The sequence below is a fragment of the Stenotrophomonas sp. 82F1 genome (genome assembly GCF_056861525.1).
Map to the genome: position 1 here is coordinate 193200 of NZ_JBSPUD010000003.1, position 15324 is coordinate 208523.

Annotated in this window: 15 protein-coding genes; 8 read left to right on the plus strand and 7 right to left on the minus strand. The window is 65.6% G+C overall.

Going from position 1 to position 15324, the window contains the following annotated elements; all coding sequences use genetic code 11:
- Window positions 1-48: 48 nt before the first annotated feature.
- A complete protein-coding gene (ligA, locus tag AC13GI_RS05290; RefSeq protein ID WP_482995809.1) occupies window positions 49-2520 on the minus strand; it encodes an NAD-dependent DNA ligase LigA in 2472 nt (823 codons plus the stop codon).
- A gap of 181 nt (window positions 2521-2701) precedes the next feature.
- On the opposite strand from ligA, the gene AC13GI_RS05295 reads away from it, so the two are divergent.
- On the plus strand, window positions 2702-3826 hold the full coding sequence (locus AC13GI_RS05295; RefSeq protein ID WP_482995723.1) for a pyridoxal phosphate-dependent aminotransferase: 1125 nt from the start codon (window positions 2702-2704) through the stop codon (window positions 3824-3826).
- A gap of 145 nt (window positions 3827-3971) precedes the next feature.
- On the opposite strand, the gene zipA is transcribed toward AC13GI_RS05295, so the two are convergent.
- Window positions 3972-4709, minus strand: a complete 738-nt coding sequence (zipA, locus tag AC13GI_RS05300; protein ID WP_025876911.1) for a cell division protein ZipA — start codon at window positions 4707-4709, stop codon at window positions 3972-3974.
- Window positions 4710-4755: 46 nt separating this feature from the next.
- Window positions 4756-8259 carry a chromosome segregation protein SMC gene (gene smc / locus AC13GI_RS05305; protein ID WP_482995724.1) on the minus strand — a complete coding sequence of 1168 codons (3504 nt, stop codon included), beginning with the start codon at window positions 8257-8259 and terminating at the stop codon, window positions 4756-4758.
- Between the two features lie 312 nt (window positions 8260-8571).
- Between smc and AC13GI_RS05310 the strand changes: the two genes are divergently transcribed.
- Window positions 8572-9159, plus strand: coding sequence for a DUF1963 domain-containing protein (locus AC13GI_RS05310; RefSeq protein WP_482995725.1), 588 nt, complete (start codon window positions 8572-8574; stop codon window positions 9157-9159).
- Window positions 9160-9380: 221 nt separating this feature from the next.
- A complete protein-coding gene (locus tag AC13GI_RS05315; protein ID WP_482995726.1) occupies window positions 9381-9851 on the plus strand; it encodes a DUF1963 domain-containing protein in 471 nt (156 codons plus the stop codon).
- Between the two features lie 108 nt (window positions 9852-9959).
- Here the strand turns inward: AC13GI_RS05315 and rplI are convergent, their stop codons facing one another.
- The 4 genes from rplI to AC13GI_RS05335 form a co-directional block, all read right to left on the minus strand.
- A complete protein-coding gene (gene rplI, locus AC13GI_RS05320) occupies window positions 9960-10412 on the minus strand; it encodes a 50S ribosomal protein L9 (RefSeq protein WP_089236101.1) in 453 nt (150 codons plus the stop codon).
- Window positions 10413-10517: 105 nt separating this feature from the next.
- On the minus strand, window positions 10518-10748 hold the full coding sequence (gene rpsR / locus AC13GI_RS05325; RefSeq protein WP_002804494.1) for a 30S ribosomal protein S18: 231 nt from the start codon (window positions 10746-10748) through the stop codon (window positions 10518-10520).
- 11 nt (window positions 10749-10759) lie between these two features.
- Window positions 10760-11197 carry a 30S ribosomal protein S6 gene (gene rpsF / locus AC13GI_RS05330; RefSeq protein ID WP_025876882.1) on the minus strand — a complete coding sequence of 146 codons (438 nt, stop codon included), beginning with the start codon at window positions 11195-11197 and terminating at the stop codon, window positions 10760-10762.
- A 223-nt stretch (window positions 11198-11420) separates the two neighbouring features.
- A complete protein-coding gene (locus AC13GI_RS05335; RefSeq protein ID WP_033831500.1) occupies window positions 11421-11759 on the minus strand; it encodes a HesB/IscA family protein in 339 nt (112 codons plus the stop codon).
- Window positions 11760-11889: 130 nt separating this feature from the next.
- Between AC13GI_RS05335 and asnS the strand changes: the two genes are divergently transcribed.
- The 5 genes from asnS (at window position 11890) to can (ending at window position 15323) form a co-directional block, all read left to right on the plus strand.
- Window positions 11890-13284 (plus strand): asparagine--tRNA ligase, encoded by a 1395-nt coding sequence (asnS, locus tag AC13GI_RS05340; RefSeq protein ID WP_099820767.1) that lies wholly within the window; start codon window positions 11890-11892, stop codon window positions 13282-13284.
- A 33-nt stretch (window positions 13285-13317) separates the two neighbouring features.
- Window positions 13318-13617, plus strand: coding sequence for a hypothetical protein (locus AC13GI_RS05345; RefSeq protein ID WP_482995727.1), 300 nt, complete (start codon window positions 13318-13320; stop codon window positions 13615-13617).
- A 7-nt stretch (window positions 13618-13624) separates the two neighbouring features.
- A complete protein-coding gene (locus AC13GI_RS05350) occupies window positions 13625-13939 on the plus strand; it encodes a hypothetical protein (RefSeq protein WP_180166464.1) in 315 nt (104 codons plus the stop codon).
- Window positions 13940-13948: 9 nt separating this feature from the next.
- Window positions 13949-14587: an FMN-binding negative transcriptional regulator gene (locus AC13GI_RS05355; RefSeq protein ID WP_482995728.1), complete on the plus strand. Its 639-nt coding sequence runs from the start codon at window positions 13949-13951 to the stop codon at window positions 14585-14587.
- A gap of 73 nt (window positions 14588-14660) precedes the next feature.
- Complete coding sequence (gene can, locus AC13GI_RS05360; RefSeq protein WP_099820769.1) at window positions 14661-15323, plus strand: carbonate dehydratase; 663 nt, start codon at window positions 14661-14663, stop codon at window positions 15321-15323.
- Window position 15324: the final 1 nt, after the last annotated feature.

The following is a 15324-nucleotide window of genomic DNA, read 5'->3' on the forward strand; positions in this document are numbered from 1 at the left end:
TGTTCCTTTGCGGTTGCGTGCCGGGCGCCTGCGCACCCGGCCGATTCATCATTCGTGTTCGGCGAAGTAGGCCAGCAGTCGCTCTTCATCCCACACCGGAACGCCCAGCGCTTGCGCCTTGTCCAGCTTGGAACCCGCCTCGGTGCCGGCCACCACGAAACTGGTCTTCTTCGACACGCTGCCGGACACCTTGGCGCCCAGCGCCTCCAGGCGCTCCTTGGCGGTATCGCGATTGAGCTGGGCCAGCGTGCCGGTGAGCACCACCGTCTGCCCGTCCAGCGGGCCGGCCACCACTTCGGCCAAGGCCGGTGCGCTGGCCAGGATGTGCTTCATCTCCACTTCGGCTGCCAGCAGCATCGCGCCATGGCCCTCGCTGTCCAGCCAGTCGGCGACGCCGCGCGCGGTGTCATCGGGCAGGCCGGCGTTGACGAACTGGCCGTGCTCGGCGTCCAACACCGACTGCGCGCTGGGCAGTGCGGCGACCAGCTTCTCGGCGCGCAGGCGGGTGATGCCGGGAATCTCTGCTTCAACCAGCAGTTGCGCCAGGTCAAGACCTTCGCGCAGCTTTGCGCTCGGCGGATGCACGTCACTGATGCGTACCTGCCCCACCTGCAGCAGTGCATCGATGGCCTGCTGGTTGCCCTCCTGTTCGAAGAAGTGGCCCAGCGAGCGCGCCACCTCGCCGCCGATGTCCGGCACACGCTTGAACAGCGGCCACGGCAGACGGCGGATCAACGCCAGATCGCCAAACCACTGCGCCAGTGCCTTGGCGGTGCTCTCGCCAACATGCTCGATGCCCAGCGCGAACAGCAGTCGCTCCAGCGTCGCATCACGGCTGGCGTCGATCGCAGCAATCAGGTTGTCGGCCCACTTGGTGGCGATCTTCTTCGTATTCCATTCGAAGGCGGCCGGCTGCGCCAGTGCCTGTGCGCGCCATCCGGCATCGTTGCCATCCAGCTTCAACACGGCGTTGAGCACCGCGCCGCTGCCTTCGGCTGGCAGGTGTAGTTTCAGACTGGCCGCCAGTGCCGATGGGTCTTCAGCATCCAGCACCAGCTTCAGGTGCAGCAGCTGGTCACGGCTGAGGCGGTACAGATCGGCCACGCTCTTGACGATGCCGGCGTCCACCAGGGTTTCGATGTACTTGTCGCCAAGGCCGTCGATATCCATCGCACGTCGGGAGGCGAAATGGGCGATGGCTTCCTTGCGCTGTGCCGGGCAGGACAGCTCGCCCGAGCAGCGCCAGGCAGCAGCGCCTTCCTCGCGCACGATCTCCGAGCCGCATACCGGGCAGCTGGTCGGCATCTGCCAGGGCGTAGTGCCCGCAGGGCGGCGATCGAGGATGACGCTGACCACTTCCGGGATCACATCGCCGGCACGTCGCACGATCACGCTGTCGCCCACGCGCACGTCCAGCCGTGCGATCTGGTCAGCGTTGTGCAGGGTGGCGTTGGAGACGATCACTCCAGCCACCGCTACCGGCGCAAGACGTGCCACCGGCGTGGCAGCACCGGTGCGGCCGATCTGGATTTCGATGGCTTCCAGGGTAGTGCTCTGTTCCTGCGCCGGGAACTTGTGCGCGATGGCCCAGCGCGGTGCACGCGAAACGAAGCCCATGGTCTGCTGGCCGGCGCGATCATCGAGCTTGTAGACCACACCATCGATATCGAATGCCAGGCTGTCGCGACGCTTGCCGATGTCCCTGTAGTACGCCAACAGGCCGTCGCTGCCTTCCACCACCTTGCACAGGTCGCTGACCGGGAAGCCCCATTCGCGCAGCTGTGCCAGCGTGCCCGAATGCGTATCGGGCAACTCACCGCCCTGTACTTCTCCGGTACCGTAGGTGAAGAAGCTGAGCCTCCGCTGCGCGCTGATCTTCGGGTCGAGCTGGCGCAGCGAACCGGCAGCGGCATTGCGCGGATTGGCCAGCACCTTGCCACCGTGCAGGCGCGCACGTTCGTTGTAGGCCTCGAAGTCGGCGCGGGCCATGTAGACCTCGCCACGCACTTCCAGCACATCCGGCAAGTCCTTGCCTTTCAGGCGCTTGGGGATGTCGCCGATCTCGCGCAGATTGGCGGTCACGTCCTCGCCGGTGCTGCCATCGCCACGGGTGGCGCCCAGCACGAAATGGCCGTCCTCGTAACGCAGGCTGATCGCCAGGCCGTCCATCTTCGGTTCGGCGGAAAAACGCAGGGTGCCGCGGCGCAGACGCTCATCGATGCGGCGCACGAAGTCGGCGACTTCCTCATCGCTGAAGGCATTGGACAGCGACAGCATCGGCACGGCATGGGTGACTTCTGCGAAGCGTCCCGACGGCCGGGCGCCCACCTGCTGGGTCGGGCTGTCGGCACGGGCAAGATCGGGATGCTCGCGCTCCAGCGCCTCCAGCTCACGCACCAGACGGTCGTAGTCGACGTCGGGGATCTCCGGCGCATCCAGCTCGTGATAGGCGCGGTTGGCCTGGGCGATCTGCCGGCGCAGGTCTTCGGCACGTTCGGCGGGGCTGGGGCTCATCGGAATCCGCGGGTTCTGGGATGGCCGGGAATTCTACCGCGCCTGCGCGTCAGGCCCTGTCTGCGGCGTCGAGCCAGGCTCAACGGGCGGCGAACAGCAGGCGTGCGCGGCTCGACTCTGGACAACCGCTTGCCGGTAATCATTGCCAGCGCTAGCGTGCGTCGATAGCCCTTCAGGAACCGCGCCTGTGACCCTGCCCGCCTCCCGCCGCCACTTCCTGCAACTGGCCGGCGCCGGTCTCGCTCTTGCCAGCAGCGGCCTGCCTCGGCCCGCCCTGGCACAGCCAGCAACTGTGGCCCCGCCAACCGCCAATGAAGGCGCGGTACTGCTGAATTTCAACGAGTGCCCGTATGGCCCCTCGCCCGCCGCACAGCAGGCGGCGCGCGACAGCATCGCCAGCTGCGGGCGTTACCGCTTCGCCTTGGCCGGTGAGGTGCGCGATGCCTTCATCGCCCAGGCCGGCGTTCCCGCCGACCACGTGCGCCTGTATCCGGGCTCCAGCGAGCCGCTGAACCGCGCGGCGACGATGTGGACCGGCCCGCAGGCGGGCCTGGTGGTGGCCGACCCGACCTTCGAGACATTGGGTGAGATGGCAGCCGCGCGCGGCGCGCATGTGCAGAAGGTGCCGCTGCGCAGCGATGGTGCGCACGACCTGCGCGCGATGGTGGCCGCCGCGCACGCGCGACCGACTGGCCTGCTGTACGTGTGCAATCCCAACAACCCCACCGGCTCGATCAGTCCCCCCGACGAACTGGCTTGGCTGCTGGCCAACAAGCCGGTCGGCACCCGCGTGCTGCTGGACGAGGCCTACCTGCAGTACAGCGAACAGCCCAGTCTGATTGCGCAGGTGGCCCGGCGCGATGACCTGATCGTGCTGCGCACCTTCTCCAAGCTGTACGGCATGGCCGGCCTGCGTCTTGGCGTGGCGGCAGCACATCCCGAGCACCTGCGCGAGCTGGCCAGCCTGGGCGAGAACCCGCTGCCGGTGCCTGCGCTTGCGGCGGCACTGGCCAGCCTGCGTGACCCGCAGCTGGTTCCGCAGCGACGCCTGCAGAATGCCAAGGTCCGGCAGACCACCATCGCCTGGCTGGGCAAGCGTGGCTTCCACTGCCTGCCGACGGAAGCGAACTGCTTCGTGGTGGATGTGCAACGTGACGGCGCGGCCTTCGCCAAAGCCATGGCGGACAACGGCGTGGTGATCGGCCGCAGCTGGCCGATCTGGCCGCAGCGCGTGCGCGTGACCGTGGGCACCGAGGAAGAGATGGTGCGCTTCCGCAGCGCGTTCGCGAAGGTGGCGGGCGTACCGGCCTGACCCGGTTGGTGGGGGCGAACCTTGGTTCGCCCCATCCACGCATGGCGTGGATCTACTACTGGCAGAACCTGAGTGCCCCCATCCACGCATGGCGTGGATCTACGTGGGTGCCGACCGTTGGTCGGCACGCCAGGACCTGCCGCGCTTACCAGCGCGGGGTCTTGGTCAGCGGCGGCGCCTGGTGCTGGCGGTCATAGGCGCGCAGCTCATCACGGATGTGGGCGATGCGCTGGCGGCCGAGCGCGTTGCGGCTGTCATCCAGCACCACGCCATCGAGCAGTTCAGCCATGCGCTGCACGGTCGGCAGCATCTTCTCCCAGGCGTCCAGCGCGGTCAGCGGTGCCGGCAGGGTCAGGAAGAAGGCGATGGCCGGGGTTTCCATGGCGCGGATGTTGCCCATGTCGAAGCTGCCCGGCTTCATGATGCTGGCCATCGAGAAAATCGGGCCTCGCTCGGGATGCCCCTCCACCAGCCGGTGGAAGACATTCATGTGGCCAAACACCAGGCCGGTCTTCTCCGCTGCCACGACGATGTCTTCGCCGCGCAGCTGCTCACCGGCGCGGGCGGCCACGAACAGCGAAACGATCTTGTCGAAATCCTGCGTCGCGCGCTTGCCCAGGTCGCTGGCCGCGCCATCGACATCGGGCAGCCCCAGTTCGGCCTGCTCGACCGTCTCGCCCATGCCCGGCTCGACGCGGTCGCCGGCCACAGGCACGCCATCCTCGCCCAGCACCGGCTCGCGACGCTCGCCGCTGGTCGGTTCGGCGCTATCGAGGCGACGGCCCTGGGGCTTCTTTTTCGGGCGGCCAAACAGGAAGATCGCAGCGACCAACAGCAGGCCGGCGGCCAGGATGCCGATGCGCAACAGTGCCGTGTCGGACATTCGTTAGGTTCTCCGGCTAGTTCATTCAGGTAACTAGGATGGCACGTCAGGCCGCGCCCGCCAATCGCGCGGCTTCTTCCAGGTCCACGCTGACCAGGCGGCTGACACCCGGCTCGCGCATCGTCACGCCCGACAACTGGTGCGCCGCTTCCATCGTGGCCTTGTTGTGGCTGACGAACAGGAACTGCACCTTCTCGCTCATTTCCTTGACCATGTTGGCCAGGCGGCCGACGTTGGCTTCATCCAGCGGCGCGTCCACCTCGTCCAGCAGGCAGAACGGTGCCGGGTTGAGCTGGAAGATCGCAAACACCAGCGCCACGGCGGTCATCGCCTTTTCGCCGCCGGACAGCAGCGAGATGCTCGACACGCGCTTGCCCGGGGGGCGCGCCATGATGGTCACGCCGGTATCGAGAAGGTCTTCGCCGGTCAGCTCCAGGTAGGCGTGGCCGCCACCGAACAGGCGCGGATACAGCGCCTGCACACCAGCGTTGACACGGTCGAAGGTGTCCTTGAAACGGCCGCGGGTCTCGCGGTCGATCTTGCGGATCGCATCTTCCAGGGTCTCCAGCGCCGTGGTCAGATCCACGTGCTGGGCGTCCAGATACTCCGAGCGCTGGGAGGCTTCGCCATATTCGTGGATCGCGGCCAGGTTGACCGGCTCCAGCCGGCGCATGCGGCCATCGATCTGGTGCACGGCTTGTTCCCAGTCGCCCAGGCGCGCGTCTTCGGGCAGCGTGTTGATCACATCCTGCAGTACGAAACCGGCCTTCTCCACTGCGCCCTGCAGGGTTTCGGCACTGAGCACCAATGCCTGCTGGTCCAGCTTGCGCTGCGAAATGCGCTCGCGCTGGGACAACGCCTGCTCGTCGCGCTGGTGGCGGGTCTGCTCGTAATTGCGCAGCTCGGCGTCGATGCCGTCCAGCAGCGTGCGCGCCTCGGTCAGCACGCGATCGGCACGCACACGCTCTTCCAAGGCGTTCTGGTGCTCTGCCTGCAGCGACTCGACCGGTGTATCGCCTTCGTCCAGCTGCGAATGCAGTTCGCCCAGGCGCGAATCCAGCTGGCTACGCTGGGTACTCATGCGTTCCAGCGCCTGGCTCAACGAGGCCACCTGGGCGCGCTGCGATTCCAGGGTCAGGGCCAACGCGTGCGAACGCTCGCGTACCACGCGGGCGGCGTCGCGGGCCAGATCACGCGCCTCGGTCAACTGACGGCGTTCGCCCTCCAGGCCCTGCCGGTTCGACTCCAGGTCGCCCATGCTGTTGACCGCATTCTCCAGCCGCGAACGCGCTTCCCGCGCCTGTTCGCGATTGATGTCCAGGGTCTCCAGCAACTGGCTGAGCTCGCCTTCGATGCGGTCGATGCGCGTACGTGCCGCCTCGACCTTGCCCTGCTGGCCCTGCAGCTGGCCGGCCAGTTCGGACACCGCGCGGTGCGCCAGGTACAGCGCCCGCTGCGCATCCTCGCGCTGCTGTTCGGCGGCCAGCAGGTGCTCACGGAAACCGGCCAGCTGTTCTTCCAGTTCGGCTTCGCGCGACTGCAGCTGCTCGATCTGCTCGCGCAGCTCGTTGATTTCGCGTTCGCGCAGCAACGCGCCCTGCTTGGCGGCGCCGGAGCGCGATACGCGCACCCAGCCCTCGCCCAGACGCTCGCCGCCCTGGGTGATGATGGAATCGCCCTCAGGCAGGCTGGCCTGCAGCGCGTTGGCTTCGGCGAGGTCGCGCGCGCCGTGCAGTCGCGCAAGCAGGCGACGGATCGGCGCCGGGCCGCGCACGCGTGCCGCCAGCGAGGTCGGCGCGACCTTCAGGTCCGCGCCGTCATTGGCGACCAGCGCGATGCGGCCTTCGCCCAGCTCGCCCAGCGCGTCGACCAGGCTGGCGGGGTCATCGACCAGAACGCCTTCGATCAATTGGCCGAGGGCGCTTTCCACCGCGTTTTCCCAACCGGCATCGACATCCAGGCGCTCGCCCACGCGTGCGGCCGAATCCAGGCCACGCGACTTCAGCCAGGCCACCGCCGCGCCCTGCTCCTGGCCGAGTGCGGCCTGCTGCAGGGTTTCCAGCGAGGACAGGCGCCCGCGCAGACCATTGACCTGCTTGCGCAGTTCGGCCAGTTCGTTCTGGCCGCTGCGCTGCTGCTCCTGCACGGCGGCGACACCGTGCTTGCGCTCCTCGACCTGTTCGGTCAGCTCATCCAGCGCGGTCTTCTGCGTGTCGTGCTGCAGATGCAGTTGTTCGAAGACTTCATCCAGCGCATCCACGTCAAGGCCTGCGCGCTCGGCCGCCAGCGCTTCGCGGCGACGATCGGCGTCAAGGATCTGCTTGTCCAGGTAGTCCACGCGGGTGCGCTCGACCTCGCCGGCGCGCGAGGCTTCCGAGCTCTGCGACGTGTGCTGCTCCCAACGCTGCTGCCAATCGGACAACCGCGCTTCCGCCTCGCGCAGGCCTTCCTGCTTGATCTCGTTCTCTTCCTGCAGCGCTTCCAGCTGCGGGGTGGCCGCATCGACCGCTTCGCGCAGCACCATCAGCTTGGCTTCGTCACCACTGATGTGCTGGCCCAGTTCGGCCAGTGCCTGGCGGGTTTCATCGCGCGCCTTGTGCAGGCGCTGCGACAGTTCGCGCTGGTGCTGGATCTGCTGTTCGAGACGGGCCAGCGTGCTGCCCACCTGGTAGACCTCGGCCTGCGCGGCATTGAGCGCGTCTGCAGCCTCCTCGCGGCGCACACGCGAGGTCTCGATCCGCGCCTCTGCGTCACGCTGGTCGGCAATCAGCTGCTGAAGCTTGGTTTCTTCCTGCGACAACCCTTCGCGCAGCTTGGACAGGCGACCGTCCAGTCCGCGGTACTCCAACGCCTTCCACTCGGCGTCCTTGACCCGGCGCTCTTCCTGCAGCGCCTGGTACTGCTCGGCCTGTTTCGCCTGCCGCTTGAGGTGTTCGAGCTGCTTGGTGATTTCCTCGCGCAGATCGCCCAGGCGGTCCAGGTTCTCGCGGGTGTGGCGGATGCGCGTCTCGGTTTCCTTGCGGCGCTCCTTGTACTTGGAGATGCCGGCGGCCTCTTCCAGGTACACGCGCAGGTCTTCCGGGCGCGCCTCGATGATCTGGCTGATCATGCCCTGCTCGATGATCGAGTAGCTGCGCGGGCCCAGGCCGGTGCCGAGGAACAGGTCGGTGATGTCGCGGCGGCGGCACTTGGTGCCGTTGAGGTAGTAGTTGCTGCTGCCGTCGCGACTGACGGTGCGCTTGACCGAGATCTCGTTGAACGAGGCGTACTCGCCGGAAATCGTGTGATCCGAATTGTCGAAGATCAGCTCGACGGTGGCCTGCGAAACCGGCTTGCGGGCATTGGAACCGGAGAAGATCACGTCGGTAAGCGAGTCACCACGCAGGCGGCTGGCCGAGCTTTCGCCCATGACCCAGCGCACGGCGTCGATGATGTTCGACTTGCCGCAGCCATTGGGGCCCACCACGCCGGTCATGTTGGTCGGCAGGTGCAGGGTGGTCGGATCGACGAAGGACTTGAAGCCGGACAGCTTGATCGTGGAAAGACGCATGGCGTGATTGGGTTCCGGGCAAGGGCCTTACGGCCGCCACCATAGTGGATGTCAGGTCAGCCAGCACCTCAAGCCCTTGATTTCAAAAGAATTCAACAAGGCCAAGGGTGACGCAATGGAATGAGTATAGCGGGGCGAATGTTCCACGGGCGGGATGACGGGCGGGGAAAGCCCCTGGAGGGGACCCCGATGTCGCTTTACGCCCGGCGCGACGGACTACCCTGGCAACGATCAAAGTGCAAGTTATTGATATTTATTGGTTACTGAACCGGGTCGCAGCCCAGCACAACAGAAGCTGTGCAGGATGAACGGATGTACCGACCGCTTTCATTTATCCCCACCTGCGACGCGTCGACCGTTCCCGTGCTCGGAGGAACCGCTTGGCTGGATGCCCGCGCCCCTTGGCCAACCAGCATCCATGGAAACGCGTTGCTTCACCTGGCTAGCTTTCCGACCACATTCATTCGAAACCACGTTCCCGGAAAGGACCTAGCGCCGGGGCTGATCATTTCGGTCTTCACGCCGCACCTCTCCTCGGGCGAGCACAGATTCGAAGAAGCCATGAGCCACGGCGGTCGTGTAATTGCTCACTGGCCCGGGCGTGAACCGACGCCTTCTCCCTGCGCTCCGATTGGACCACTCCACATTTGCGCCGGGACGGCGGTGGCTGAGGGCGAAGCACCTCACGGAGGCTCGAAGATTGGTGGGCGGCCTTACTGGCTGCAGGATGACGAATCGGAGGGCCAAGTGTTCGTCCTTCAATTCGACGAATTCGATCTTGATAAGGCAGCTCCGACGCATCGAGGAATTCTGGTCGGGGGGATGGGCTATCTGTTGCTTGATCGCAACATTCCCTCACCTTCGACAAACTGCGGTCGATTCGTCATCCAGACGACTTGAGGGACGGGCCATGTCAGTTGCCCGACATCGGCCGGCCATGACTTATCAGACCGGACAAGAACAGGTCATCGCTGGCTCAGCCCTCAACGCCATCGGACTCATCCATGTACAGAGAACTTGTATTCGAAAATTATGGCCAAGCTCCGGGCTGCGCTTTCTTGGGAGGCGCCCCATACCTGTCTCCCGATGCTCCTTGGCCTTGCGACGCCAAGGGAAAGCCAATGCTTCATCTTGCGAGCCTGCCTGCGCTCTTCATTCAAACGCACACCCCGAAGATCGCAATCAGAGCTCACCTCTGCGTGTTGATCTTCACGCCCTATGACGTTATTGATGATGCCTACATCGAAACCGCTCTACTGACCGGCGGCCGTGTCATCGCTTACGCGCCCCACGAACCCGGCGCAGACAGCACAACGCTCCCTTTTGAACCGCGCTGGATCACCACCGCCGCAGCCTCCATCCCGGACGACGCCGACAACGGAATCGCCAAGATCGGCGGAACTCCCGCTTGGCTTCAGGACGATTGCGCTGAAGGGCGGGAATTCATTCTCCAGATCAACAGTTCCCGCTTGAACCGGGCAGCGCCAACGCATCGAGGAATTCTTGTCGGCGGAATGGGATACCTGCTGCTTGAACGCAACATTCCCGCACCTTCAATGGACTGCGGTCGATTCGTCATCCAGACCACCTGAACAACCAGTCGAGCATGGCTCGACTCTACATACCCGGCCATCGCCCAAAACAAAACGGGCACCCTTGCGGGCGCCCGTTCTGGTGATACCAGGCCTTGCGGCGTGGGATCAGGCCTTTTCGGCTTCAACCACGACCTTGACGGTGGTCTCGACGTCCGCGTGCAGGTGCACCAGGACTTCGTACTCGCCAATGTTGCGGAAGGCGCCTTCGCCCAGGATGACTTCGCTCTTGCTCAGCGGCAGGCCGGCAGCGGTGAAGGCATCGGCGATTTCGCGGGCGCCGACCGAGCCGTACAGCTTGCCTTCGGTCGAAGCGTTGGCGGCGACGGTCACGCTCGCGCCTTCCAGCTTGGCCTTGCGGGCTTCAGCGTCGGCGTGGATGGACTGGGCCTTGGCTTCGTAATCAGCGCGCTTGGCTTCGAACTCGGCCTTGTTGCTCTCGGTGGCCGGAACGGCCTTGCCCTGCGGCACGAGGAAATTACGGCCGTAGCCCGGCTTCACGTCGACCAGGTCGCCGAGGTTGCCGAGGTTGGTGACTTTCTGCAGGAGGATCAGCTGCATGGTATTGCTCCAGATAAGTTATTCGTTAGCGAGGCGCGGGCCCCGCAACAAAGGCTGTCCGAATAGCTGGCACAGCGGGGGCAGCGCGGAGCTGCCCCGCCGGCATCAGACGTCGTGGTTGTCGGTGTACGGAATCAGGGCCAGGAAGCGAGCGCGCTTGACGGCGGTCGCCAGCTGACGCTGGTACTTCGACTTGGTACCGGTGACGCGGCTCGGCACGATCTTGCCGTTCTCGGTCAGGTACTGGCGCAGGGTGTTGAGATCCTTGTAGTCGATCTCCTTGACACCTTCGGCCGTGAACTTGCAGAACTTGCGGCGACGGAAGAACTTGGACATGTCAGTGCTCCTTAGGCGGCCGAAGCGGCGTCGTCGCCGGCATCGTTGTCAGCGGCGGGGGTGGTTTCGCCTTCTTCGTCATCACGACGACGACGCTCACCACGCTCGGGCTTGTCGCCCTTCTCGTCCTTGCTCTTCATGATCAGCGACTGCTCGGTGTCAGCCTCGTCACGCTTGATGACCAGGTTGCGCAGCACGGCGTCGTTGAAGCGGAAGCTCTCGGTCAGTTCGGTCAGAACAGCCTGGTCGACTTCGATGTTCAGCAGCACGTAGTGCGCCTTCACCAGGTTCTGGATCGGGTACGCCAGCTGGCGGCGGCCCCAGTCTTCCAGACGGTGGATGGTGCCGTTGCCGTTCTCGACCAGCGACTTGTAGCGCTCGATCATGGCCGGGACCTGCTCGCTCTGGTCCGGGTGGACCATGAACACGATTTCGTAATGACGACTCATGTTTTTCTACCTTTCGGATGTGGCCTTGCGGCCGGACAGCCCCCCGCCGTTGATACCGCGGTGGGGCAAGGGATCCTGCCAGGGAGGCAGGAAGCCGCGCATTATGGCGCAGATGGGGGGGCTGGGCAACCGGTGGGAACCGGGCCAGCTGAACCGGGGGCGCCCTGCTCCCGTGCCGACCAAGGTCGGCAGCTACCAAAGCGGGGCCAAGCCCCGCCAGCACTCAGGCCTTGTCGGCGTCGGTGGTGAAGCTCTCGCCGCAGCCGCACTCGGCGGTGGCATTCGGGTTGCTGAACGTGAAGGTCTCGCTCAGGCCGTGCTTGCCGAAGTCGATCACGGTGCCGTCCACCAGGGCCAGGCTCTTGGCGTCGACGTAGATCTTCACCCCGTCCTGGTCGAACACGGTGTCGTCCGCGCGCTCGTCGCGGGCCAGGTCGGTGATGTGGCCCCAGCCGGAGCAGCCGGTCTTGGTCACGCCGAAGCGCAGGCCCAGCGCGCCGGGGGTCTGGGCGACGAAGCGCTGCACGCGCTCGAAGGCAATAGGGGTCAGGCTGACAGCCATGGTGGATCACTCCAGAGGTACCGGGACATTATAGGGAGCCGATGACCGCAGAAATGCCTCGCAAGCAGAACGCTGCAACCGGTAAACTCCCGTGTTCAGAGATCGAGTCGATCAGCAGAGGATTCAAGTCATGACGGTGGTCAGCGTTGAACATGCGCTTGCCGGGAAGATCCCGGAAGGTGGCGAAGTCACGGTACGCGGTTGGGTGCGCACGGTGCGCGGTTCAGCAAATCTGGCTTTCGTGAATGTGACCGACGGCTCCTGCTTCGCCCCGATCCAGGTCGTGGCCGGCGACGCACTGGCCAACTTCGACGAGATCAAGCGCCTGACCACCGGCTGCTCGCTGGTGGCCACCGGCACCCTGGTGAAGTCGCAGGGCAAGGGCCAGTCGTTCGAGATCCAGGCCAGCGCGGTCGAGGTGGTCGGCTGGGTCGAAGACCCGCTCACCTACCCCATCCAGCCCAAGCCGATGACGCCGGAGTTCCTGCGTGAAGTGGCGCACCTGCGCCCGCGCACCAACCTGTTCGGCGCAGTCACCCGCATCCGCAACTGCCTGGCCCAGGCCGTGCACCGTTTCTTCCACGAGAACGGCTTCAACTGGATCAGCACCCCGATCATCACCACCTCCGATGCCGAAGGCGCCGGCCAGATGTTCCGCGTGTCCACCCTGGACATGGTGAACCTGCCGCGTGATGCCCAGGGCGGGATCGACTTCAGCCGCGACTTCTTCGGCAAGGAAACCTTCCTGACCGTGTCCGGCCAGCTGAACGTCGAGGCCTATTGCCTGGCGCTGAGCAAGGTGTACACCTTCGGCCCGACCTTCCGCGCCGAGAACAGCCACACCACCCGCCACCTGGCGGAGTTCTGGATGATCGAGCCGGAAATCGCCTTCGCCGACCTGGCTGAAGACGCACGCCTGGCCGAAGAATTCCTGAAGTACCTGTTCCGCGCGGTGCTCAACGAGCGCGGCGACGACCTGGCCTTCATCGCCGAGCGCGTGGACAAGAACGCGATCACCAAGCTGGAAGACTTCATCAACGCGCCGTTCGAGCGCATCGATTACACCGATGCGGTCGCCCTGCTGCAGAAGTCCGGCAAGAAGTTCGACTTCCCGGTCGAATGGGGCCTGGACCTGCAGACCGAGCACGAGCGCTGGCTGACCGAGGAACACGTCGGCCGCCCGGTGGTGGTGACCAACTACCCCGAGCACATCAAGGCCTTCTACATGCGCCTGAACGATGACGGCAGGACCGTCGCCGCGATGGACGTGCTGGCCCCGGGCATCGGCGAGATCATCGGTGGCAGCCAGCGCGAAGAGCGTCTGGATGTGCTGGATGCACGCATGGCGCAGTTCGGCCTGGATCGCGAGCATTACAGCTGGTACCGCGATTTCCGCCGCTACGGCTCGGTACCGCACGCCGGTTTCGGCCTCGGCTTCGAGCGCCTGGTGGTCTACGTCTGCGGCCTGTCCAACATCCGCGATGCGATCCCCTACCCGCGCGCCCCGGGCAGCGCGGACTTCTAAGCCCACACGCCCGACCACGGAGGTACTGCCCCCATGACCCTGTTCTTCGCCCTGTGTTTCGTCGGCGTGGCAGTGGCCGGGTTCAGTGCCTTCGTGATTTTCTGGCCGCTGACCCTGGTGCATGTGCGCGATCGCCATCCGGCGCTGGCGCAGCGCTTCGGCAGTGGCGCCTTCCTCAAGCCCGATGCGCTGGGCTGGCTGCTGCGGCGCGAATACCGCACCCAGCCGGACCGCTCGCTGTCCGGGCTGGCGACGCCCGCCTTGGTATCGCTGCTGACCCTGCTGGCCGGACTGGGCATGGCTGCCCTGCTCTGGCTGGCCTCGCTCTGGTAAGACACACATGAACGACCTTTCCCACGCCCGCGACAGCTGGTGGCTGGCCAGCCTCGGCAACACCCTGATCTGGGCACGCCTGCGCATCCGCGAGGCCGGCACCGCCGAAGTACTGGACAGCGATGGCAATACACTGAGCTACGACAGCGAAGACACCGCCCGCTCGCAGCTGTTCGACGCCGAGTTCGTCGAGTACGACGGCCTGGACGAAGAAGATGCGCTGGTGCGCGGATTCTCGCTGCATGAAGTGCAGCCACCGCAGGCGGGCAGCGACGAAGGCCTGCGCGGGCGCATGGTGCAGTCACTCGGCAGTCGCGCCTGAGGCCAACCGATGTTCACCCCGCGCGCTTTCGCACAGACCGACCTGCAGTGGCTGGATCGCCTGTTGGCGCGTGATCCATTCGTCACCGTGCTCACCGCCGGTGGCGACGGCCTGCCTGAACTGACCCGGCTGCCGGTGTTGTACCGGCGCGACGGCGACCACATCGAGCTGCGCGGCCACTGGGCCCGCGCCAACCCGCAGGCACGCCACAGCGGTGCGGCCAAGGTGCTGGTGGACGGGCCGCATGGCTATGTCTCGGCCAGCTGGTACCCGGACAAGGAGCCCGCCGCGCGGGTGCCTACCTGGAACTACGCCGCCGCCGAACTGCGCGGCCAGCTGCAGACCTTCGACGATACCGATGCCCTGGCCCAGCTGGTCAGCGATACCGGTGACCGCTTCGAAGCCAGCGTCGGCCAGGCGTGGCAGTTCGAACCCGAGCGTGACGACCACCGTCGCCAGCTGCGCGGCATCATCGGCTTCCGTTTCACCGTCGAACAGGTGCAACTGAAGCTGAAGCTGAGCCAGAACCACCCCGAGGCCAACCAGCAGGCGGTGATGGCCGAGCTGGAACGCCTGGACAATCCCCATTCCACCGAACTGGCGCAGTGGATGCGCCGGTATCGCGACGAAGCCGCCGCAGGCAGCTGAGCGCCCTGTTTCCCGCGACGACGCGACCAGAACGGCCGCGCCTTGCCCCCACCCGACGTCAGGGACCCCGAACATGAAAGACATCCACAAGCTGCTGCAGAACAACCGCGACTGGGCGGACCGGATCGAGAAGGAAGACCCGGACTTCTTCCATCAGCTGGCCAAGCAGCAGCATCCGGAATACCTGTGGATCGGCTGCTCCGACTCGCGCGTGCCGGCCAACCAGATCATCGGCATGGCTCCGGGCGAAGTGTTCGTGCATCGCAACGTAGCCAACGTGGTGGTGCACACCGACCTGAACTGCCTCAGCGTGATCCAGTACGCCGTGGACCAGCTGAAGGTGAAGCACATCCTGATCGTCGGCCACTATGGCTGCGGCGGCGTGCACGCCAGCTTGAACAACACGCGGGTGGGCCTGGCCGACAACTGGCTGCGCCATGTCGGTGACGTGGCACAGAAGCACGCGGCGATCATGGACGCGATCGAGGAGCCGGAGCTGAAGCATGCACGCCTGTGCGAACTGAACGTGATCGAGCAGGTGGTCAACGCCTGCCGCTCGACGATCGTGCAGGACGCCTGGGCACGCGGCCAGAAGCTGATGGTGCACGGCTGGGTGTACAGCCTGAAGGATGGCCGCGTGCGCGAAATGGGCATCGACGTGGGCGCGCCGGAAGACCTGCAGCCTGCGTATGAGAAGGCCCTGTCCTACGTTCCGCGCCACGGCCGGCGCGACTGAC